Raw genomic sequence first — 20,555 nt, forward strand, 5'->3', positions numbered from 1 at the left:
CGGCCCGCCCCTGGACCGTTCCGCCGGGCCGAGGGCCGGCCGGGGGAGCCGGAGCCCGCGGCCGTACCCGGTGACACGCGCCCGCCGGCGGCCCGTCAGCCCTCCGGCCGTGCCCGCAGCGCGTCGATCGACCAGCCGAGCACCGGCCGGAGGCTCTCCGGGGCGGGCCAGTCGTTGACCACCGCGAGCAGCGCGAGGTACCGCTCCCGGCGCGGGTCGTTCAGGCCCTCCAGCCGGGTCAGGAGCCGCTGCCGGCGGCCGGTGCCGTCGTCGATGGGGCCGAGGAGGTGCGCGCAGCGGGTCAGGAGGGCCGAGACGCGCGGCTCGGCCCCGGGCGAGACCGGATCGATGCCGGCCGCCACGGCCGGGGCGATCTCGTCGCGGACGATCGCGGCCACGTCGTCGTGCGGCGAGGGCGGGCCGGCCTGAGCGTCGGCCGCCCGGTCCTCGGCCAGGTGGCGCACATGGGCGCGGAAGTCCGGGTCCTGCGACAGCTCGGCCAGTTCCACCCAGGCCTCGACCTGTTCGGTGGTGGGGTCGTCCGGCAGTTCCGGAGTCATCGAGCGCACGACCCCCGCGAACGCGGGGCCGGTGCCCACGCCCTCGAAGGCGGAGTCGAGGAAGTCGCCGACCAGCCGTCGGCGTTCGGTTGCGGAGAGTTTGGCCAGCCGGTGCATCAGATGTGTCTCCTCCAGTGTGGCCCCGCGCTTCGCCACAGCGGTCAGCACCGCGTGTCGCAGTCGCAGGACGCGGATCTCCACGGCCAAGGCCTCCGCGTGCGCCGCGGCGACCTCCGCCGGCGTGCGTTCCTCGTCCAGGACCTTCCGGACGGTCGCGAGGTCCACTCCCAGGTCGCGCAGGGTTCGTACGAGGTCGAGCCGGGCGACGGCCTCGTCGTCGTAGAGGCGGTACCCGGCCGGGCTGCGGTCGGTGGGCGGCACGAGCCCGGCGTCGGAATAGAAGCGGACGGTCTTGACCGCGGTGCCCGTTCGCCGCGCCAGCTCGCCGATCGAGTAGAGCGTGTGGCCGTTCATGTCCCCACCTTCCGGTCTCCCCCTGCCGGAGACTCAAGCCCACGAGAGCGGTTGCCGGGCGGCCGTCGGGCAGCAGGTCGGCCTTCGCGTCGATCCGAGCCGTCGGCGCGGTGTCCGGATTCTCGCGAACGGTGCCGCGCCCGAACCGGATCGAATGCCCCGTTCCGTCGGCGGGCGAGCCTCGGGCAGGTCGAATTCGCTGGTCGGCGGGGCGCGCACGGCGTACCGTCCGACCCTATGACCGATCTTGATCTTCCGCCGCGTCTCGGCAACCTGACCTTCCACGGCCCGCTCTCCGAGGACCGCGCCGTCCGCATGATCGAGCGGATCGCCGCCGCCTCGCCCGCGACCGTCCTCGACATCGGCAGCGGCTGGGGCGAGTTGCTGATGCGGGTGCTGGAGGCCGCGCCCGAAGCGAGCGGTGTCGGCATCGACATCAACGCCGAGGACCTGGCCCGGGGCCGGCTCCTCGCCGAGGAGAAGGGGCTGGCCGATCGCGTCGAGTTCGTCGAGGAGTCGGCGCTCGGCACCACGCGGGGACCGGTCGACGCGATCCTCTGCCTCGGTTCCAGCCAGGCCCTGTGCGACCCCGACCTCCCGCACGATCCCGCGGCGGCCCTCCGCGAACTGCGCCGCCTCGTCCGTCCCGGCGGCCGGGTCGTGCTCGGCGAGGGGTTCTGGGAGCGCACCCCGACCGACGAGGAGCTCGCCGGGATGTGGCCCGGCGCCCGCCCCGACGACCACCTCCTCCTCGGTCCGCTCGTGGACCTGGCGATCGAGGCGGGCTTCCGCCCCGCCTGGATCGAGACGGCGAGCCGCGAGGAGTGGGAGGAGTTCGAGTCCGGCTACCGCCACGACACCGAGGTCTGGCTCGCGGCGAACCCCGGCCACCCGCTCGCCACGGAGACCCGCGAGCGCGTCGACGGGCAGCGCGCGGGCTGGCTGAAGGGCTACCGGAACGTGCTCGGCATCGCCTACCTGACCCTGGTTCCGGTGGACTGACCGGCCCTGGCGCCCTGGGTGGGCCCGCGCCGCCGGCGGCCCGCCGGGCCGTCCGCAGCGCAGGCCCGCCCGGGTTCACGCCTGCCGCCACCCGCGCAGCTCCGACCGCTCCGGCGCGGAGAGGTGGAGCACCTGGAAGCGGTCGCCCCGGTCCGCCGGCACGTCCCTTCCGTCCGCCGCCCAGAGCGTGAAGTGGAGCAGCTCCCAGTGCCGCGGGTCGACCGCCACCGCGCTCGCCACGACGCCCTCCTCCCGGGCCTCGCGGGCCTGCCGTGCCAGCGCCCCGGCGACCGCCTCGGCCGGCGCGACGCCCTGCGGCACGGGGAGCGTGCGGCGCGTCGCGGTCCGCGGGACGTGCGGCGCCGCCGGGCCCTCGCCGTACGCCAGCCCCGCCCAGTGCTGCACCACCGGACGGCCGAAGTCGCGCACGATCCCCTGGAAGCCGGGACCCCACAGGAACGCGTGCATGCCCTCCGGCCGCACCCACAGGTAGAACGGGGCGTACTGGTTCACCGGCGATCCGTCCGCCTGTTCGCGCATCAGGTACGCCTTGAGCCCGAGCCCCGGGAAGTCGTCCAGCAGGTGGCCCCGGGTGGCGACCCGCTCGCGGATGATCTCCATGGGGTGGTCGGCGGGCAGGGTGATCTCGTACTGCATCGCGTGCATCGGGCGCTCTCCGGTTCTCTCGGGCGGGAGGCAATACGGAGGACCGCCCGGGCGCCGCGGGTGGCGTCGGGCCCCGTGAGCGGTGTACTCCTCCGGGCCTGCGGGCACTTCTCGGGGTGGACGGGCCCCGGGTCGGGCGGAGCGGGTCGGGTCGTGTGCGCGGCCGTCAGGTCGCGCGGGGCGCGAGCAGGCTGAGGAGTCCCCGCGCCGCCGCGTCGAAGGCGGCCGGCGAGCCCGCCGCGCGGGCGAGCACGTAGCCGCCCTGGACGGTCGCCACGACGGTGGCCGCCAGTTCGGCCGGTTCGAGCGGACCCGCCAACTCCCCGGTGGCCAGACCCTCCCGGACGACGTCGGCGATCCGGCCGCGCAGCCAGTCGAGAGTCTCGTCGACCGGGGCCCGCAGCCGCTCGTCGGCGAGGACGTCGGGGTCCATCGTCAGGCGGCCCAGCGGACAGCCCCTCAGCACCGGGCGCTCGCGCAGCAGATAGGCCTCCAGGCGCTCGTACGCCGAACCGCCGCCACCGAGGACGGCCTCCGCCGCGCCCCGCATCTCCTCGGCCGTCCGCCGGATCGCGGCCAGCGCCAGATCGGGCTTGCCGGCGAAATGGTGGTACATGCTGCCCTGCCCGGCCCCGGCGGCCTGCTGGATCGCCCTGGGGCTGGTGCCGACGTAGCCGCGCTCCCAGAGCAGCTCGCGGGTGGCCTCGACCAGTCGCTCGGAGGTACTCATACGGCGAGTGTACATACCAGTAGGTACAGAACCGGGAGCAGTCGTCACGGCCACCTCTACTCCCCGCGTCGTACGGGCGGAGCCGCTGGCCGTACGACGACCCGGACCCCCTCCCCGCGCGAGTCTCGAAGCACCGGCACACGCAGTCGGCACGACGCACGAGGAGCTGAGAGATCATGAACACACTGGCCCACGCGGGACCCGGCCCCTGGGTCCTCTTCTTCCCCCTCGTCTGGGCGGCCGTGATCGTCACCGTGGTCACCGTGCTGCGCCGGACCGGACGCATCGGCCCGTCCCGAGGCCGGGGCCCCTGGGGCCGCCCGGCCCACGACGAGCGGTCCCCGATCGCGCTCCTGGGCCGCCGCTTCGCCGCCGGCGAGATCGACGAGGACGAGTACTGGCGCCGGCTGACCGTCCTGGAGGAGCAGTTCGGCCGCTCCGCCGGGTCCGAGGGGCGCACGCGATGAGCACGTCCGCCTCCACGGAGACCACCCCGGTCCCGGACACCACCCGCGCCGCCGCGCGCGTCGTCGACGCCGTGAAGGTCTACGGCGACGGAGACACCGAGGTCAGGGCCCTGGACGGAGTCAGCGTCGACTTCCCGGCCGGACGCTTCACCGCGATCATGGGCCCCTCCGGCTCGGGGAAGTCGACCCTCATGCACTGCGCGGCCGGGCTCGACACCCTCACGTCGGGTGCGGCCCTCATCGGGGACACGGACCTCTCCACCCTCGACGACCACCGCCTGACCCTGCTGCGCCGCGAACGCGTCGGCTTCGTCTTCCAGGCGTTCAACCTGCTGCCGACCCTCACGGTCGCCGAGAACATCACGCTCCCCCTGGACCTGGCCGGCACCGCCCCCGACCGGGAGTGGCTGGAGGTGCTGATCGACACCGTCGGCCTGCGCGACCGCCTGCACCACCGGCCCGCCGAACTCTCCGGCGGCCAGCAGCAACGCGTCGCCGTCGCCCGCGCCTTCGCCGGCACGCCGGACGTCGTCTTCGCGGACGAGCCGACCGGCAACCTCGACTCGCGTTCGGGCGAGGAGGTCCTGCGCCTGCTCGGCCGGGCGGTGCGCCGGACCGCCCGTACGGTCGTCATGGTCACCCACGACCCGGTCGCCGCCGCCCACGCCGACGAGGTGGTCTTCCTCGCGGACGGCCGGCTCGTCGACCGGATGCCGGAACCCACCGCCGAGCGGGTCCTCGACCGCCTGAAGGCCTTCGACGGCGGCACCCGTACCCAGGAGGCGAGGTCGTGACGACACGCCGCAGCACCCATCGCACCGACGACGGGACCCCTGCCCGGGCCGGCGCCCCCACCCGCCCCGCGAGCCCCGCCCGTACCTCGCTCCGGCTCAGCCTGTCCGGGCTGCGCGCCCACCGGCGGCGCTTCGCCGGCACGTTCACCGCCGTCCTGCTGGGGGTAGCCCTCCTCACCGGCACCCTCGTCATGGGCGACACCCTGCGCGCGAGCTTCGACTCGCTGTTCGGCACCGCCGGGGCCGGCACGGACGCCGTCGTGCGCAGCACCGGCGTGGTCACGGTCGCGGGGGAGGGGCAGGGCACCCGCAGCCGCGTCCCCGCCTCGCTCGCGGACCGGATCGCCGCGGTGCCCGGCGTCGCCGCGGCCGTCCCTCGCATCGAGGGCGCCGGCCGGCTCGTCGGCGCCGACGGCGACCCCGTCGGCGGCCAGGGCCCGCCCACCCTCGCGGGCAACTGGATCGAGGACCCCGTCCTCAACCCGTACGCCCTGGCCGAGGGCCGCGCGCCGCGGACGTCCGGCGAGGTCGTGGTCAACCGCGGCGCCGCCGAGGCCGGCGGGCTGTCCGTGGGCGACACGACGACGCTGCGCACCCCCGACCCGGTGAAGGTGACCGTGGTGGGCCTGGCCACCTTCGGGGGCGAGGACGGCATGGCCCAGGTCACCTACACCGGCCTGACCCGCGCGGACGCCGAGAAGTACCTCATGCCGAAGCCCGGCGAGGCGACGGACATCCTCGTCCGGGCCGGTCCCGGCACCTCGCAGCAGGAGCTCGTCGACGCCCTGGACCCGGTGCTTCCCGACGGAGCCGAGGCCGTCACCGGGCAGCGGGTGGCCGAGGAGAACACGGAGATGATCTCCGGACGGTTCCTGACCCTCTTCACCACCTTCCTGCTGGTGTTCAGCGGGGTCGCGCTCCTCGTCTCCGTCTTCTCCATCCACAACACCTTCGCGATCGTCGTCGCCCAGCGGACCCGGGAGAACGCGCTGCTGCGCGCCCTCGGCGCCTCCCGGCGGCAGGTCGTCGGCGCCACCTTCGCCGAGGCCGTGGCGGTCGGTCTGGCCGCCTCCGCCGCCGGGCTGGCCGGCGGGATCGGCATCGCGGCCGGCCTCCAGGCGCTGTTCCCGGCCATCGGCTTCCCTTTCCCCGAGGGCCCGTTGGTGATCGGCGTCCTCTCGATGGCGCTGCCGTTCGCGGTCGGCGTCCTGGTCTGCGCCGGCTCCGCCCTGCTGCCCGCCGTGAAGGCCGGACGCACGGCGCCGCTCGCGGCGCTGCGGGAGACGGCCGTGGACGACGCGGGTGCCTCCCGGGCGCGGACTCGGGCCGGAGCGGCGCTGCTGCTCGGGGCGGTGGGCCTGGTCCTCGGCGGAGTCCTGGGGACCCCGTCGCTGTGGCTCGCGGCGACCGGAGCGGTCCTGGCACTCACGGCGTTCGTGGTACTCGGCCCGGTGGCCGCGTCGTACGCGGTGCGGCTCCTCGGGGCGCCGCTGCGCGGGGCCGCCCGCGGGCTCGCCCGGCGCAACGCGCTGCGCAGCCCGAGACGGACCGCCGCCACCGCGACCGCGCTGATGATCGGCGTCGCCGTCGTCTCCCTCTTCACCGTCTTCGGTGCCTCGCTCAAGGCGACCATGGACCAGACCGTCTCGCGGTCCTTCGCCGGTGACCTGGCCGTCGGCACCCCCTCGTTCGGCGCGGGCGGAAACGGGCTCAGCCCCCGCCTCGCGCCGGCGCTCGACCGGCTGCCCGAGGTGGAGAGCGCCGTCGGTCTCGGCCGCGGCGTGGCGGAGATCGACGGCCGGGGCCGCGCCCTGACCGTCACCGATCCGGCCGCGCTCGCCCGTTCCCTCGACCTGGGCGCCGTCGACGGCTCACTGGGCGGACTCGGCACGGACGGCATCGCCGTCGCCGCGGCGGAGGCGGAGAGGTCCGGACTGCGGCCCGGCGGCACCACCCGGGTCGTCTTCACCGACGGCACCCGGCACGCCTTCACGGTCCGTGCCGTCTACCAGCGGTCCGAACTGGCCGGGGACTACGTCCTGACCCGCGAGGCATGGGCCCCGCACCGCGGGCAGGACGCCGACACCCTCGTCGCCGTGAGCCTCGCGGACGGCGTCTCCGCCGACGCGGGCAAGGCGGCCGTCGAGAGGACCGCCGCGCGGTACGGCGACCCCGAGGTGCAGACCCGGGACGAGTACGCCGCCTCCTCGGCGAGCGGCATCGACATGATGCTGACGCTCGTCTACGCGCTGCTGGCCCTCGCCGTGCTGATCGCCCTGCTCGGCATCGCCAACACGCTCACCCTCGCGGTCCACGAACGCACCCGTGAGCTGGGCCTGCTGCGGGCCGTGGGCCAGACCAGGCGGCAGTCGAGGGTCATGGTCCGCTGGGAGGCCGTCCTGGTCGCGGCCTTCGGGACGGCGGGTGGGCTGGCCCTGGGCGGCTTCCTCGGGTGGGTGCTGGTCGAGGCGTCCGACGGGGCGAGCGACAGCGCGTTCGCCTTCGCCGTACCGCCCGCGCAGCTCGCCGTCGTCGCACTGGTCGGGCTGACGGCGGGCGCCCTGGCCGCCTGGCGGCCGGCCCGCCGGGCCGCACGCGTGGACGTGTTGCGGGCGATCGCGACGGAGTGACGTCCCGGGGGCGGCACACGCCGCTCCCCCGGGGAGTGTCCTGCCGATCCTGCCGGGCTCGCGGTGTCCACTGATCGGGCCTGATACACGGCGCTCCCCAGCCGCCGCCGAAGACGGCTCGGCCACCCGTCCGCGTCTCAGCTCGCGAGGACCGACCGGGCGGCGGCCGGGGCGCGGGCCGGCACCGTGGGGGTGCCGAACTCGATTCCGTCCAGACTGCTGCCGTGGGATCCCCGGTAGCGGGTGTGGCCGATGAAGGGGCCCTCGGTCGTGGCGCCGTAGACGGCGTGCGACCGGGAGGGGACCGCGGCCGCCGGGACGGGAGCCGGGAGGGTGAACCAGACGACCTTGCCGGCCTCCCCGTGCGTCCGGATGCCCCAGCTCTCGCTGAACGCCTCGATGATGGCCAGTCCACGGCCCGAGGTGGCGAGGTCGTCGACGGCCTCGGAGGCGGGGCCCCCGGCCGCCGCCGCACCGCCGACGGCCGGTATTCGCGGGTCGTGGTCACGGACGGACACGGTGAGGCGGTCGAGCAGCAGCTCGATCTCCACGGTGCACCGCTTGTCCGGCTGTGCGTGCCGGTGGACATTGGTGAGGAGCTCGGTGACACCGAGCGCCGCGTGGTCCACCAAGGCGTCGAGATGCCAGTAGCGCAGATGCGCCGATACGATTCTGCGGACCTGACCGATCCGCGACGGCAGGGCTTGGAGCTCCACCGTGCAGTGCCTGCTGGGCTCGCTGATCACGGCTGCGACTCCCCGAAGTAGTCCGGAAGAAGACGAAGGATCGGATCTTTCATGCGCTGCGCACTGCGGCGGCGGGCTGGTTCACAGCGTCACCACCGCTCAACCCTCAGTGAGGTGGTTCCAGCGTGAACCAGTGGTGACCGGCCCGCAACTTGCGGCGACCCGCCGCAGGTCACCCACGTCTCAGACGTTCCCGCCCCGCCGACCGGCCGCCTTCTTCAGCGCGTCGAGGAAGCGCCCCGGTCCGGAGTCGCGGTCCTGCGGCCCGTCCATGGTCAGGCGGTAGCGCGTGCCGTTCACCGTCGCCACCGTCTCGTCCGGTTTGGCGAACCACGGACGGCCCGCCCGCACCGCGTCCACCGGTGCGCTGTCGATCTCGCTGCCGTAGCTGGTCAGCAACGACAGCCTGCCGTCCTCGATCCGGACCTCGCCCGCCCTGGTCAGCGACCGGGGCCAGCGCTCGATCCGGACCCCCGTCGCGGTGAACTCGGGCTCCGCCATCACTCTCCGCCCCCTTCGTGCCGGTTCCTCCGACCAGTGTGCCGGGCGCGCGCCGGGTGCACCAGAGGCCCTTCTGCAAGCGACTCCTATGGACCCCCAAAGTGAACGTTTGTGCAGGTGAGGGAGTTATCTTCGGCAGTGGAAGACCTTGTGGCCACGGCTTGGAGAGCGACGCATGAGCACCACGGAGAACAGCGCGGCGGACGGTGCGGGCAGCACGGGCGCGGCGAACACCACCCCGTCGGTCACCGGCACGGCGACCACCGACCCGTCGGCCACCGCCCCGGCGACCGTCGACGTCGACCGCAGCGACCCGGCGTACCGCGCCTGGCTGAAGGAGGCCGTCCGCAAGGTCCAGGCCGACGCCAACCGGTCCGCCGACACCCACCTGCTGCGCTTCCCGCTCCCGGAGAAGTGGGGCATCGACCTCTACCTCAAGGACGAGTCGACCCACCCCACCGGCAGCCTCAAGCACCGGCTCGCCCGCTCGCTCTTCCTCTACGGCCTGTGCAACGGCTGGATCCGCCCCGGCAAGCCCGTGATCGAGGCGTCCAGCGGCTCGACGGCCGTCTCCGAGGCGTACTTCGCCAAGCTGATCGGCGTGCCCTTCATCGCCGTGATGCCCCGCACCACCAGCCCCGAGAAGTGCCGGCTGATCGAATTCCACGGCGGCCGGTGCCACTTCGTCGACGACTCCCGCAAGATGTACGAGGAGTCCGCGGCCCTCGCCGCGCAGACCGGCGGCCACTACATGGACCAGTTCACCTACGCGGAGCGGGCCACCGACTGGCGGGGCAACAACAACATCGCCGAATCGATGTACCAGCAGCTGAAGTTGGAGCGCTACCCCGAGCCGGCCTGGATCGTGGCCACCGCCGGTACCGGCGGCACCTCCGCCACCATCGCGCGCTACGTCCACTACATGCAGCACGACACCCGCATCTGTGTCGCCGACCCCGAGAACTCCTGCTTCTTCGACGGCTGGACGCGCAACGACCCGTACGCCACGTCCGACTGCGGCTCCCGCATCGAGGGCATCGGCCGGCCCCGCATGGAGCCCAGCTTCGTGCCCGGCGCCATCGACCGGATGATGAAGGTCCCCGACGCGGCCAGCGTCGCGGCCGTCCGCGCCCTGGAGGCCGCGATCGGCCGCAAGGCCGGCGGATCGACCGGCACCGGCCTGTGGAGCGCCCTCAAGATCGTCGCAGAGATGGTCGAGCACGGCCGCACCGGCAGCGTCGTGACGCTCATCTGCGACCCGGGCGACCGCTACCTCGACAAGTACTACTCCGACGCCTGGCTGGCCGAACAGGGCCTGGACATCGCGCCGTACGCCGCCGCTATCGACCGCTTCCTGGAGACGGGTGCCTGGCCGGAGTGAGCCTGCGGTCCAGCCGGCGCATGGCGTCGCGGAAGGACCAGCCGACGCCCGGCCGTGCCAGCCGCATCGCGAGCAGGTACGGCGCGGGGCCGTCCACCGCCATCGTCCACCGGACCCGGGTGCCCGGACCGGCGGGGGACAGGCTCCACTCCTCCACCATGGCCCGTACGGCGGGCGCGTTGGTCTCGTCGACCCGGTAGGCGTACCGGACGTCGGGTTCGGCGGCCATGATCGTCTCCTGGAAGGACACCCCGCCCCGCAGCGCGACCGTCCGGCCGGCCCCGCCGGCGGTCGGCCGGGCCGAGGCCACGGCCGTGAACCAGGCGGGCCAACTGCCCACCTCCTCCGCCAGCGACCGGTAGACGGCGCCCGGCGGGGCCGCCAACTCGGCCGTGAACACCAGGCGTGCGGGCGCGGACGCGACGAAGTCGAGCTCCACCGGCCTGAGTCGGCGTGCCATGGACCGTACCTCCCCAGCAGGTGTGATGCCGATCGTGTCGGGCTCCGGACGCCCTGGGTCCCGCCCCCGGGCGGACGACGCCGCTCCCCGGACGGGACCCGGGAGCGGGCCGAAGTGCGCACACCATAGTCGCCGGCCCGTCAGATGCCCAGCAGTCCGTCCATCACCCGGCCGAACAGCCGCCGTCCCGAGAACGCGAGCACCGGATCGACGAGGCGCGGCACTCCGCGCACCCGCAGCTCCTCACACCAGACCACGCGCGAGCCGCCGTCCGCCGTGCCGTGCACCTCGATCACGGCACGGCCCAGGACCACCCGGCCGCGCTTCTCCAGCCCGCACACGCCCGGCCGTCCCGGCTCCGGCGGCTCCCAGCGGACGACCTCCATCACGTCGTCGACGCCGAGCCGCCCGATCGCCGTCCGGGCCACGAAACGGGTGCCCACCCCGGGCGGGCCCGCGGTCAGCAGCCGGGTCGAGGTCAGCGGCACCCGCTCGCCGTGCGCCGGCCAGTCCGTGAGCCGCCGCCACGCGTCCCCGGCCGGCAGGCCCGTGACGCGTTCGATCCGGAAGGAGCTCACCGGCCGTCGCCCTCGGCCCGCTCCCGCTCGCCGGCCACCACCAGCCCCGGCAGGTGCTCCGCCATCTCCGACCGGGTCTGCGCCGACAGCCCCGCATCCGTCACCAGCGTGTCCACCTCGTCGAGCCGGGCGAACGAACTCAGCCCCACCGTCCCCCACTTGGTGTGGTCCGCCAGCACCACGACACGGCGCGCGGAGCGCACCAGGCGCCGGTTCGTCTCGGCCTCCGCCAGGTTCGGCGTGGACAGGCCCGCCTCGACCGAGATCCCGTGCACGCCGAGGAACAGCACGTCGAAGTGGAGCGAACGGATCGCCTGGTCGGCCACCGGGCCCACCAGCGCGTCCGACGGGGTCCGCACCCCGCCCGTCAGGACCACGGTCGCCGCGCCCGGGCGGGCCTCACCGGAGCCGGGCCGGCGTGCCGCGTGGAAGACGTCCGCCACCCGGACCGAGTTGGTCACCACCGTCAGATCCGGCACGTCCAGCAGCTGCGCCGCGAGCGCGAACGTCGTCGTACCCCCCGAAAGGGCGATCGCCGTACCGGGCGCGACCATCCGCGCGGCCGTCCGCGCGATCTCCTCCTTGGCGCCCAGCTCCAGAGCCGACTTGGCCTCGAACCCCGGCTCGTGCGTGCTCGTCTCGACGACCGGCACCGCGCCGCCGTGCACCTTCTCGACGACACCCTGCCGCGCCAGCGCGTCCAGGTCCCTGCGGACGGTCATGTCCGAGACGTTGAGCCGCCGCGTCAGCTCGTTGACCCGGACACCGCCGCGTCGCCGCACCTCGTCCAGGATGAGGGCGCGCCGCTGCTCCGCGAGGAGGTTCTGCTGGTCGCTGACCACCGATGACGGTCCTTCCGAAGGGGACTGGGGGATTGGCGTCGGATTCCGTGAGGAGCCGTGCACGGGTGCCCGGCCTTCCGCGATCCTGTTGCCTGCCGTCGAATCCTCCCACCCAGAGAGCGAGACACCGAAGTGTCCCCTGCCACACCGTCCCCGAAGAACGGGGGCGCGGCGCTCGAACTCCTCGTCCACGGTGTCGGCGGGGCCACGCCGCAGGACATGCTGGACGACCCGCGGACGGTGCGGGTGACCGGCGACGCGACCGCCGCCATGTACCGGCGCTGCGACGACCTCGACGCCGAGGACCACCCGGAGCGCTACGCCGAACGTCCGGTCCCGGAGGCGTACTGCTGGTCCAACCTCACCTCCGGCAACGGCGCCCGCGCCCTGTGGCTGCTCCTCCTGCCCTTCATGGTCGCCAACCTCGCCCACTGGATGCGCCCGCCCGCCCCGGACCGCCCCGGTCTCGTGCGGCTGTACGGGGTGCTGGTCCGGCTCGTCGCCCTCACCCTCACCGTGCTGCTCACCGCCGCCGCGTGCGAGGTCGCGCTCGACCTGACGGCCTGGCAGTGCGCGGGCGACGCCGCCTGCGCGCAGGACCGCTCCTGGCTGGGCTTCCTCTCCGCCGAAAGGGGCGGCTGGTGGTCCCAGCCGGGACGCCGGCTCGCGCTCGCCGCGGTCGTCCCGGCCGCGCTCGTCGGCCTGCTCTGGTACCTCTCCAACCGGACCTGGAGCGCCTACGAGGCACAGCGCCCGCCCACCGCCTACGACGACGCCCCTCCCTTCGCGGAGCCCGCCGAATCCGCCGCCGGACGCGGCGAGCCGGCCGATCCGGCCACCGACGCCGACCCCGGGGCCGAGGCGGACGACGAACCCGCCGGGCCCCCGGAGGCCGCCCTGCCGACCGAGCTCCGTCCCGCCCTGGGGCGCCGCGGATTCTGGTACGGCCGCCGGCTCGTCGCCCGGCTGCGCGCCGCCCACACCGCCGCCGGGTTCCTGACCGTCACGGCGGCCCTCACCGGCGCCGCCGCCCGCCACGACCGGGCCACCGCCCCCGACGCGCTGCGCACGGACTTCGGATGGGGGCTGCAGGCGGCCGTCGTCGTCCTCGCGGCGGTCGTCCTCTGGGTCGTCTGCCGCCGCGGCCGCAGCGAGCGGCGGCTCGACCTGCGCCTGGAACGGGTCCTGGTGTCCTGGCTGCCCTGCGCCTCCCTCCTGCTGCTCGCCCTCGCGGTCCCGCACGCCTGCTGGTCCCGCCCCGAGTGGCGTTCCGCCGGAACCCTCCCCGGCGACACCACCTTCGGGGCCCTCACCCTGGTCCAGGGCGGCCTCGTCGTGGCCCTCGCCGCGGTCGCCCTCCTCCACCGCCGCCGGCCCGAATCCCGCACCGCGCTCCTCGGCCTCGGCGGCCCGGCGGTCGCCATGCTCGCCTGCGCCCTGGGCGGCGTGATGTCCGGAGGCGTCGCCCAGCGCGTCGCCGACTGGCTGGACGGCTCGGCCACCCCGGGCATGGGCGACGGCTCTCCCATCGGCCCGCCCGTGCTGCTGAGCTGGCAGGCGTCCGTCATCCCCGTGCTGCTCGTGATGCTGCTCGTGCCGGCCCTCCTCCTCGCCGTACGCACCGCACGCGCCGCCCGCCGCCTCGGCCCCGTCGTCGAGGCCGTGTACGCGACCGACACCCCGGACCCGGTGCGCACCGGGCGGATCGCCGCGACCCGGGCCCGCGCCGGCCTCACGGACTTCGCGCCGCCGCTCGTGGGCATCGTCTCGGGCGCCACCCTGTTCCTGGGCGCCGCGTCCGTCGCCGGGGCCTGGATCGGCGGAGCCGTGCCGGGACGCGCCTTCGAGGGGGCCCACCCGGCGATCGCGTCGGCCGCCGACACCGCCCAGTCCCTGGGCTCCTGGATGATCGGCTTCGGCTTCATACTGTTCGTCACCTGGGGCCGACGCGCCTACAAGGACGCCTCCGCGCGCCGCACCATCGGCATCCTCTGGGACGTGGGCACCTTCTGGCCCCGGGCCGCGCACCCCTTCGCCCCGCCCTGCTACGCCGAGCGGGCCGTTCCGGACCTCACCTGGCGGATGAGTTCCTGGACCCGCCACACCGGCGGCCGGCTCGTCATCTCCGGCCACTCGCAGGGCAGTGTCCTGGCCGCGGCGGCGGTCTGGCAGCTGCCGCCGGCGACCCGCAAGCGCGTCGCGCTGCTCACCTACGGCTCACCACTGGAGCGGCTCTACGGGCGTTGGTTCCCGGCCTACTTCGGCCCGGGACCGCTGCGCGGCCTGCACCGCACGGTGCACTGCTGGAGCAACCTCCACCGGGCCACCGACCCGATCGGCGGCCCCGTACGGGTGCCGGCGGAGGGGGACCGGCCGGCCGTCGACCGTCCCGTCCTCCTCGACCCCGTCGAGTACGGCCGCACGCCGGCCCACCCCCTGCCCGAACCGATCCTGGGCCACTCCGACTACCAGGCCGACCCCGTCTTCGCCGCCGAACGGGCCGCGCTGCTCGACCGGCTGCCGCCCGCCCTGCCGCGGCAGCGCGGCACCGCCCGCACCGATCAGGGGAGTTCCGGCAGGTCCTCGGGATAGAGCAGGGTCAGGTCGTCCGTGTTCGCGTCGGCGAGCGCGGCGACCCGGCCGGCGTGCCGCTCCACCATCGACTCGAACGTCTGGCGCGCCGTACGGCCGTTGCCGAACGCCGGGCCCTTGGGCAGCTCGGTGAAGTACGTGCGCAGCGCCTCGCCGGTGCCCTCCGCGAGCCGGTACTCGTGCTCGTCGGCCTGCTGCCCCACGATCCGCAGCAGCTCGTCCGGCACGTAGTCGCTGAAGCTGATGGTCCGGGAGAACCGGGACGCGACACCGGGGTTGACGGTCAGGAAGCGGTCCATCTCGGCGGTGTAGCCGGCGACGATCACCACGACCGCGTCCCGGTGGTCCTCCATCAGCTTCACCAGGGTGTCGATCGCCTCCCGCCCGAAGTCCCGCCCCGAGTCCTCGGGGGACAGGGCGTACGCCTCGTCGACGAACAGCACGCCGCCTCGCGCCCGGTCGAAGGCCTCCTGGGTGCGGATCGCCGTCGAGCCGATGTGCTCGCCGACCAGGTCGACCCGGGACACCTCGACGAGGTGCCCGCGTTCCAGCACGCCCAGCGAGGCGAGGATCTCGCCGTAGAGCCGGGCCACGGTCGTCTTGCCCGTGCCGGGGTTGCCGGTGAAGACGAGGTGGCGGCGCACGGAGGCGGCCTTGAGTCCGGCCTCCTGCCGCCGGCGGCCGACCTCGATCATGTTGGTGAGGGTGCGGACCTCGTGCTTGACGCTCTCCAGGCCCACCAGCGCGTCCAGTTCGCCCAGCACGTCGTTCGAGGAACGTGCCGGCTCCGGCGCGGGAGCGGACGGCGGGGCGACCGCCGCCGTACGCGGCACGGGAACGTTCCCGAGCAGGCCCGGCGTCTGCGTGGCCGTCAGGACGGTCGCGCCCGCGCTGTCGGCCGGAGCCTTCCGCACCCCGCTCTCGTCGCTCGTGCAGTCCTCCACCACCGGGCCGCCGTTCGCTCCCTCGCCCGCCGAGCCGCCCTCGGCGAACTCGTACCCGCGCCGCGCCGACCGCTCCGTGCGGCAGCCGCGCAGCGTCGAGCGGCAGCCGTCCATCACGTGGAAGCCGTAGCCGCCGCTGCCGGTCACCCGGCAGCCGACGAAGGAGCCGCGGCCTTCCGCCGACACGTAGAAGCCGGCCTCGGCGGGCGAGGTGACCGTGCAGCGTTCGATCGTGGGGTCGGCGCCCTTGGTGACGATGACCCCGGTCTGCACGCCGTCGATGGTGCAGCCCGCCAGGGTGCCGCCGCTGCCGTGGTCCCGGAACCAGGCGCCGGTGGACGCCTCCCGGATCCGGCAGTCGTCCAGCTGCGCGGTCGCCCCGTCGCTCACCGAGACGGCGGTGTTGCGCACCTGCGACAGATCGCTGTCGACGACGTCGGCCCGCGAGCCCCGGTCGAGGACGAACAGGGCGTCCGGCACGTCGTGCACGCGGCAGGAGTCGAGCACCGCGGTCGCGCCGTCGCTCACCCAGACCGCCGGGTAGTCGCCGGTGCTGTCGTGGATCTCGCACTGGTTGGCGTCGACCCGGGTCCCCGGGTCCCATACCGACAGGCCGTTGCGGCCGAAGCGGCGCACGGTGGAGCGGGTCAGCGTGAGCACCGAGCGCGAGCGCAGGTCCACCGCGTTCTCGGGGATGTCGTGGATGTCGCAGTCGGACAGCGTCAGCACCGCGTCCGTGTCCAGCGTGATGCCGTCGGCCGAGGTGCGGTGCACCGAGGAGTCGGAGAGGTGCGCGGCGGCCCGGGCGGCGATCTGGAGGCCGGTGCCCTTGATCTCGTACACCTCGCAGCCGACGCCCTCCAGGCCGCTGCCCTCGCCGTTGACGGTGATCCCCGCACCCGAGGCGTGGTGGATCCGGCAGCGCTCCAGCCGGGGATGCGCCCCGCCGCGGACCGAGACGCCGGACTGGCCGGCCGCGACGACCTCGCACTCCTCGAACACCCCGCCCGCGCCGTCGAGTACGGCGATACCGACCCCCGCCGGATTGTCGACGGTGCAGCGCCGGACGGTGGGTCTCGCGGCGCCGCGCACCTCGATGCCGGCCGCCGAGCGGGTCACGATCCGCAGGTCCAGCAGTTCCGGAGTGCCCTCCTCGACGAGCACCGCGGGCGCCGCCGCGTCCTGCCCCTCCACGTGCAGGTCCTGGAGCGTCGCCGAGGCCCGGACGGTCAGCGGCACACCGTCCACCGGAGCGATCCGGACCGGCCCGACACCGCCTTCGGGCCCGCGCAGGGTGACGGCCCGTCGGATGACGAGGTTCTCCCGGTACGTGCCGGGGGCGACGGTGAGGACGTCCCCGTCGGCGGCGGCCTCCAGGGCGGCGGCGAGGGAGGCGTACTCGCCCGTGCGGCGTCGCCACCGCGATGTGCCGGTGTGCGTCACCTGGACCGTGCCCTGTGCCATGGGTGTGCTCTGCCCCCGCCTCATGCGTCGTCGCTGATCCGATGCCCCACCGTAGCGCGCGCGGAGGGGCCGGGTTGACGGGTCAGCTGCCCGCGCCCGTACGCCCCCAGTCGGGACCGGCCTTGGCCCAGGCGCGGTCGAGACGTTCGTACCGTCCCTGCACGAGCCGTCGCACGACCAGACGCCGTGAGGCCTCCACGAACACGGCCGCCAGGGCCGTCGCGAGGAGGCCGACGACGAGGGCGTGCGCACGGGCCGTTCCGGACTGCATCGGCGGCGTCGCCGGGCGTCCGCCCCGGTCGGTCCACATCGGGAAGGTGTCACCCGGGTCCGCGAGCTCGCGGCGGGTGGAGACCGTTCCCGTCCGGGACGTCCCGTCGGGCGCGGTCCAGCGGGCCACCACGGCCCGGCGCAGGGGCTCGTCGCCGTCGGACCCGGAGCTGTGCAGACCGGAGGCGGGGGTGTCGGTCGCCCGCACCACCCGGGCGGTGGTCCGCTGCCGCTGCTCGTGCTGGGTCCGAGCCGCCTGCTGGAGCGAGGCGTCGGTCCGTGCCCCGGCGATCCATCCGACCGCGGGCACGGCGAGGGCGAGCAGGACGACGGCCGTGAAGGCGACCCACGCCTCGATCAGATCGGTCCTCCGGCGCAGGGGATTGTGTCTCCAGCGCCAGATCCCGGTGACTGCGCGCACACGCTCCACCCCCTTGCTCGTCCGGGCCGCCGCACCCGGTGCGACAGCTTCCCCAACGAGTGTGACCCGGTGGTGGGTTCCCCGCGCGCCGGGCGAACCGGCGCGCCCCCTCCGCGTGTGCCCGACGGGGCGTGACGGCGCAGGTGAGGGGGGTGGTGAGGCGGTCGCGGGGGATCAGTCGAGGATCTTGACCTCGTCACCGACCCGGATCGTCCCGAGGTGTTCGGGCACCAGGTTCTGGCCGAAGATCAGCCGGTTGCCGTCCTTGCGGTGCCGGGCCAGCGTGCGCAGGGGTTCCCTGCCGCGCTCGGCGGTCTCCTGGTCGGTGGTGGTCACCACGCAGCGGCCGCACGACTTCGCCACGCGGAAGGAGACCTCGCCGATGGCGAGCCGGGTCCAGTCGTCCTCGGCCCAGGGGGCGGTGCCGTCGATCACGACGTTCGGCCGGAACCGGTTCATGGGCAGCGGGCCCTCGTCGGGATGGTCGCCCCGGGCGATCAGCGAGTTGAGGGCGTCGAGGGAGGCGACGGTGGTGACCAGCAGCGGATAGCCGTCCGCGAAGCTCACCGTCTCGCCGGGGAGCGCGTACTCGGGGTCGATCGGGCGGCGGTGCGCGGGGTCGTCCATGTGCACGAGGCGGACCTCGGTGTCCAGGTACGCGCTGAACCACGCGTCCGCCGCGGCCCCCGCCGGGACCGCCTCCACGGGAGTCTCGAAGACCTCCACCCGAATCGTGGAAGACGGCCGCGGCACCTCGATCGTCATCGGCTCCCGGCCGGGCGCGGACACCCTGAGGGCGTCACCCGGCAGCAGCTCGGCCGAGGCCAACGCCATCTGCGGATGACGGCGTTGGGTCACGACCTTGCCCGACGCGTCCACGACGGTCCAGCGGCGGTCGCCGGCCAGTCCCCATGGCTGGACGTCCGCGGCGAGGGGCGCGAAACCGCGCATCGCCTTGACCGGGTGGACGTGGACGGAGCGCACAACAGGAATCGGCATGCCGTCATCCTGCCAGCCGCTCCGTACCAGGAGTCGGTCAGTACCCTCTGCCCTGGTACGGGCGGTTGTAGGGGTCGTCGTACGGGGCCTGCGCCTGGACGGGGCGCGAGGCCGCGGGGCGCATCGCCTCGTACCCGGTGGTCATCGGGCGCTGCGGCTGCTGCTGCTGGACGCCCGGGTATCCGCGGGGGGCCTGCTGCTGCGGGATGTACGGAGCCGGGGCGTGCTGCAGCGGCACGGGGGCCATCTGCTGCGCCGGCTGCGGGTAGCCGTACGAACCGCCGCCGCTGTAGGCGGGGGCCTGATGGACGGGAGCCGCCGGGAGGGCGGGCAGGGCCGAGGGCAACGCCGGCAGGTAGCTGTTGCCGGTGTCGTAGAGGGAAGGCACTCGGATCGGTGCGATCTGAGGCGTGCCCCGCTCAGCGACGAGGGAGTCGTAGATCGGGGTGTCGGGGAACGACGGCGCGGTGTAGTAACCGCCTCCGTAGGTGGAGCGGGGGGAGGTCATGGCACATAAGTTAAGCCCACGATGTGCTGGTTGGGGAGCCCGATAAGAGGGTTGTTTGACGGGTTCTGAGTGACCGTCGATCCGTAATGCGATCGAACGTGACAAAAACGGTCGCCCGAAGAGGCGTCGATCTTGAAAACCCGAGCTGAGGAGGGGTTACCCACGGGTCGGCCCGGTGTGCTCGGCGTGACCGGCATTAGGTTGACGTAAAGAAATCCTGATGGGCGGGAGCCGTGATGGGGGCGAGCATGTCCATGCTTAAAGGGGCCAATGTTCCGGTGCCGGCACGTGCGGTGCGCGTGGAATTGGGCTGGCGTTCAGGCGCGGGTGTCCCGGACGTCGACGCGTCGGCGCTACTCCTTGTGTCGGGGAAAGTGCGCTCCGACGCCGACTTCGTTTTCTACAACCAGCCGGCGCACGCCTCCGGCGCCGTCCGGCACGAGGGGAAGCGGACCGCGGGCGACGCCGTGACCGACGCCCTCCGGGTCGAGCTGGACCGGGTCGAGCCCGAGGTCGAGCGGATCGTGCTCGCCGGCTCGGCCGACGGCGGCACCTTCGGACGGGTGCCGGGGCTGTACGTCCGGGTCACCGACGCGGACGGCGGGACGGAGCTCGCGCGCTACGACAGCGCGGACGCGAGCGTCGAGACGGCGTTCGTGCTCGGCGAGCTCTACCGGCGCCAGGGAGCGTGGAAGTTCCGGGCGGTGGGACAGGGGTACGACTCCGGCCTGGCGGGCCTGGCGACGGACTTCGGCATCACCGTGGACGAGCCGCAGCACGCGGCCGCCCCTCCGGTCCCCGCCGCCCCGCCCGTCACCGTGCACCCGCCGGTCCGGCCCACGACGCCGGCCCCGACGGCCCCGCCCGCCGGCCCGTCGCAGCCGGTCCGGCTCACCAAGGTCACCCTGACGAAGGAGGCCCCGACGGTCTCCCTGGCCAAGCAGGGCGGCACCTCCGGCGCCATGCGCGTGAACCTCAACTGGCAGATGCGCAAGCAGTTCACCGGCTGGGGGGCCAAGCTGGGCCGGGCGGTCGCCCAGCACGCGGACCTCGACCTCGACCTGTGCGCCCTGTACGAGCTGACCGACGGCCGCAAGGGCGTGGTGCAGGCGCTCGGCAACGCCTTCGGCGCGCTGCACCAGCCCCCGTTCATCCTCCTCGACGGCGACGACCGCACCGGGGCGTCCTCCGCGGGCGAGAACCTCACCATCAACCTCGACCACAAGGACAAGCTCAGCCGGGTCCTCGTCTTCGTCACCGTCTACGAGGGCGCCCGCAGCTTCGCCGACCTGCACGCCACCGTCACGCTCCAGCCCCTGCACGGAGCCCCCGTCGAGTTCTCCCTGGACGACTGCACCGTGCCGTCCACCGTCTGCGCGCTCGCTCTGATCAGCCGCGAGAACGGAGACCTCGTCGTCCGCCGCGAGGCCCGCTACCTCGTCCCGGCCCGCGGGGTCAGTCCGCAGCGGACCGTCGACCAGGCGTACGGCTGGGGCATGAACTGGACACCAGGGCGCAAGTGACGG

19 protein-coding genes are annotated in these 20,555 nt (G+C 74.2%); 7 read left to right on the forward strand and 12 right to left on the reverse strand.

The annotated features are described in order from the left end of the window. Positions 1 to 95 precede the first annotated feature (95 nt). Positions 96 to 1,034, reverse strand: a complete 939-nt coding sequence (locus tag ACGFZF_RS25875; protein ID WP_393557769.1) for a MerR family transcriptional regulator — start codon at positions 1,032 to 1,034, stop codon at positions 96 to 98. Between the two features lie 237 nt (positions 1,035 to 1,271). Here ACGFZF_RS25875 and ACGFZF_RS25880 point away from each other — a divergent pair, with 237 nt between their 5' ends. Then, on the forward strand, positions 1,272 to 2,036 hold the full coding sequence (locus ACGFZF_RS25880) for an SAM-dependent methyltransferase (RefSeq protein WP_393557771.1): 765 nt from the start codon (positions 1,272 to 1,274) through the stop codon (positions 2,034 to 2,036). A 75-nt stretch (positions 2,037 to 2,111) separates the two neighbouring features. On the opposite strand, the gene ACGFZF_RS25885 is transcribed toward ACGFZF_RS25880, so the two are convergent. Together ACGFZF_RS25885 and ACGFZF_RS25890 are read right to left on the reverse strand one after the other, a co-directional pair. After that, positions 2,112 to 2,702, reverse strand: coding sequence for a DUF4865 family protein (locus ACGFZF_RS25885; protein ID WP_393557773.1), 591 nt, complete (start codon positions 2,700 to 2,702; stop codon positions 2,112 to 2,114). 166 nt (positions 2,703 to 2,868) lie between these two features. Next, positions 2,869 to 3,447, reverse strand: coding sequence for a TetR/AcrR family transcriptional regulator (locus ACGFZF_RS25890; protein ID WP_393557775.1), 579 nt, complete (start codon positions 3,445 to 3,447; stop codon positions 2,869 to 2,871). A gap of 161 nt (positions 3,448 to 3,608) precedes the next feature. Here ACGFZF_RS25890 and ACGFZF_RS25895 point away from each other — a divergent pair, with 161 nt between their 5' ends. The 3 genes from ACGFZF_RS25895 to ACGFZF_RS25905 all read left to right on the forward strand — a co-directional run bounded on the left by ACGFZF_RS25895 (position 3,609) and on the right by ACGFZF_RS25905 (position 7,323). Beyond that, positions 3,609 to 3,899, forward strand: coding sequence for an SHOCT domain-containing protein (locus ACGFZF_RS25895; protein WP_393557777.1), 291 nt, complete (start codon positions 3,609 to 3,611; stop codon positions 3,897 to 3,899). Then, a complete protein-coding gene (locus ACGFZF_RS25900; RefSeq protein WP_393557779.1) occupies positions 3,896 to 4,693 on the forward strand; it encodes an ABC transporter ATP-binding protein in 798 nt (265 codons plus the stop codon). Before ACGFZF_RS25895 ends, ACGFZF_RS25900 begins: the two co-directional genes overlap by 4 nt. Positions 4,694 to 4,794: 101 nt before the next feature. After that, positions 4,795 to 7,323 carry an FtsX-like permease family protein gene (locus tag ACGFZF_RS25905; protein WP_393557886.1) on the forward strand — a complete coding sequence of 843 codons (2,529 nt, stop codon included), beginning with the start codon at positions 4,795 to 4,797 and terminating at the stop codon, positions 7,321 to 7,323. A gap of 137 nt (positions 7,324 to 7,460) precedes the next feature. On the opposite strand, the gene ACGFZF_RS25910 is transcribed toward ACGFZF_RS25905, so the two are convergent. Both ACGFZF_RS25910 and ACGFZF_RS25915 read right to left on the reverse strand, forming a co-directional pair. Then, entirely contained in the window at positions 7,461 to 8,069 is a 609-nt protein-coding gene (locus ACGFZF_RS25910) for an ATP-binding protein (RefSeq protein ID WP_393557781.1), read from the reverse strand. Positions 8,070 to 8,252: 183 nt separating this feature from the next. Continuing rightward, entirely contained in the window at positions 8,253 to 8,570 is a 318-nt protein-coding gene (locus ACGFZF_RS25915; RefSeq protein WP_356602178.1) for a hypothetical protein, read from the reverse strand. Positions 8,571 to 8,745: 175 nt separating this feature from the next. Between ACGFZF_RS25915 and ACGFZF_RS25920 the strand changes: the two genes are divergently transcribed. Beyond that, complete coding sequence (locus tag ACGFZF_RS25920) at positions 8,746 to 9,951, forward strand: PLP-dependent cysteine synthase family protein (protein ID WP_393557783.1); 1,206 nt, start codon at positions 8,746 to 8,748, stop codon at positions 9,949 to 9,951. On the opposite strand, the gene ACGFZF_RS25925 is transcribed toward ACGFZF_RS25920, so the two are convergent. From ACGFZF_RS25925 to ACGFZF_RS25935, 3 genes are all read right to left on the reverse strand, one after another. Continuing rightward, positions 9,911 to 10,411: an SRPBCC family protein gene (locus ACGFZF_RS25925; RefSeq protein ID WP_393557785.1), complete on the reverse strand. Its 501-nt coding sequence runs from the start codon at positions 10,409 to 10,411 to the stop codon at positions 9,911 to 9,913. The two genes, ACGFZF_RS25920 and ACGFZF_RS25925, sit on opposite strands and share 41 nt — an antisense overlap. Before the next feature lie 140 nt (positions 10,412 to 10,551). Further along, positions 10,552 to 10,989, reverse strand: coding sequence for an SRPBCC family protein (locus tag ACGFZF_RS25930; RefSeq protein ID WP_393557787.1), 438 nt, complete (start codon positions 10,987 to 10,989; stop codon positions 10,552 to 10,554). Further along, positions 10,986 to 11,831: a DeoR/GlpR family DNA-binding transcription regulator gene (locus ACGFZF_RS25935; protein WP_393557789.1), complete on the reverse strand. Its 846-nt coding sequence runs from the start codon at positions 11,829 to 11,831 to the stop codon at positions 10,986 to 10,988. The genes ACGFZF_RS25930 and ACGFZF_RS25935 overlap by 4 nt, the downstream gene beginning before the upstream one ends. A 132-nt stretch (positions 11,832 to 11,963) precedes the next feature. Here ACGFZF_RS25935 and ACGFZF_RS25940 point away from each other — a divergent pair, with 132 nt between their 5' ends. Continuing rightward, positions 11,964 to 14,423 (forward strand): hypothetical protein, encoded by a 2,460-nt coding sequence (locus ACGFZF_RS25940; RefSeq protein ID WP_393557791.1) that lies wholly within the window; start codon positions 11,964 to 11,966, stop codon positions 14,421 to 14,423. Here ACGFZF_RS25940 and ACGFZF_RS25945 read toward each other — a convergent pair. The 4 genes from ACGFZF_RS25945 to ACGFZF_RS25960 all read right to left on the reverse strand — a co-directional run bounded on the left by ACGFZF_RS25945 (position 14,393) and on the right by ACGFZF_RS25960 (position 19,029). Then, positions 14,393 to 16,831 carry a right-handed parallel beta-helix repeat-containing protein gene (locus ACGFZF_RS25945; RefSeq protein ID WP_393557793.1) on the reverse strand — a complete coding sequence of 813 codons (2,439 nt, stop codon included), beginning with the start codon at positions 16,829 to 16,831 and terminating at the stop codon, positions 14,393 to 14,395. The two genes, ACGFZF_RS25940 and ACGFZF_RS25945, sit on opposite strands and share 31 nt — an antisense overlap. Before the next feature lie 82 nt (positions 16,832 to 16,913). After that, positions 16,914 to 17,522 carry a hypothetical protein gene (locus tag ACGFZF_RS25950; protein WP_393557795.1) on the reverse strand — a complete coding sequence of 203 codons (609 nt, stop codon included), beginning with the start codon at positions 17,520 to 17,522 and terminating at the stop codon, positions 16,914 to 16,916. A 174-nt stretch (positions 17,523 to 17,696) separates the two neighbouring features. After that, the gene (locus ACGFZF_RS25955) at positions 17,697 to 18,521 is read right to left on the reverse strand and encodes an MOSC domain-containing protein (RefSeq protein WP_393557797.1); all 825 of its coding nucleotides are present in this window, start codon (positions 18,519 to 18,521) and stop codon (positions 17,697 to 17,699) included. Between the two features lie 37 nt (positions 18,522 to 18,558). Beyond that, positions 18,559 to 19,029 (reverse strand): DUF6643 family protein, encoded by a 471-nt coding sequence (locus ACGFZF_RS25960; protein ID WP_393557799.1) that lies wholly within the window; start codon positions 19,027 to 19,029, stop codon positions 18,559 to 18,561. A 236-nt stretch (positions 19,030 to 19,265) separates the two neighbouring features. On the opposite strand from ACGFZF_RS25960, the gene ACGFZF_RS25965 reads away from it, so the two are divergent. Beyond that, positions 19,266 to 20,552 (forward strand): TerD family protein, encoded by a 1,287-nt coding sequence (locus ACGFZF_RS25965; protein WP_393557801.1) that lies wholly within the window; start codon positions 19,266 to 19,268, stop codon positions 20,550 to 20,552. Positions 20,553 to 20,555: the final 3 nt, after the last annotated feature.

This window comes from Streptomyces sp. NPDC048338, assembly GCF_043201055.1.
In the GTDB taxonomy this organism is placed as follows: Bacteria; Actinomycetota; Actinomycetes; order Streptomycetales; family Streptomycetaceae; genus Streptomyces.

Bases quoted from the DNA above. Each gene is read 5' to 3' on its own strand.
- ACGFZF_RS25875 (WP_393557769.1), bottom strand. From the start codon at position 1,034: ATGAACGGCCACACGCTCTACTCGATCGGCGAGCTGGCGCGGCGAACG.
- ACGFZF_RS25880 (WP_393557771.1), top strand. From the start codon at position 1,272: ATGACCGATCTTGATCTTCCGCCGCGTCTCGGCAACCTGACCTTCCAC.
- ACGFZF_RS25885 (WP_393557773.1), bottom strand. From the start codon at position 2,702: ATGCACGCGATGCAGTACGAGATCACCCTGCCCGCCGACCACCCCATG.
- ACGFZF_RS25890 (WP_393557775.1), bottom strand. From the start codon at position 3,447: ATGTACACTCGCCGTATGAGTACCTCCGAGCGACTGGTCGAGGCCACC.
- ACGFZF_RS25895 (WP_393557777.1), top strand. From the start codon at position 3,609: ATGAACACACTGGCCCACGCGGGACCCGGCCCCTGGGTCCTCTTCTTC.
- ACGFZF_RS25900 (WP_393557779.1), top strand. From the start codon at position 3,896: ATGAGCACGTCCGCCTCCACGGAGACCACCCCGGTCCCGGACACCACC.
- ACGFZF_RS25915 (WP_356602178.1), bottom strand. From the start codon at position 8,570: ATGGCGGAGCCCGAGTTCACCGCGACGGGGGTCCGGATCGAGCGCTGG.
- ACGFZF_RS25920 (WP_393557783.1), top strand. From the start codon at position 8,746: ATGAGCACCACGGAGAACAGCGCGGCGGACGGTGCGGGCAGCACGGGC.
- ACGFZF_RS25925 (WP_393557785.1), bottom strand. From the start codon at position 10,411: ATGGCACGCCGACTCAGGCCGGTGGAGCTCGACTTCGTCGCGTCCGCG.
- ACGFZF_RS25945 (WP_393557793.1), bottom strand. From the start codon at position 16,831: ATGGCACAGGGCACGGTCCAGGTGACGCACACCGGCACATCGCGGTGG.
- ACGFZF_RS25955 (WP_393557797.1), bottom strand. From the start codon at position 18,521: ATGCCGATTCCTGTTGTGCGCTCCGTCCACGTCCACCCGGTCAAGGCG.
- ACGFZF_RS25960 (WP_393557799.1), bottom strand. From the start codon at position 19,029: ATGACCTCCCCCCGCTCCACCTACGGAGGCGGTTACTACACCGCGCCG.
- ACGFZF_RS25965 (WP_393557801.1), top strand. From the start codon at position 19,266: ATGGGGGCGAGCATGTCCATGCTTAAAGGGGCCAATGTTCCGGTGCCG.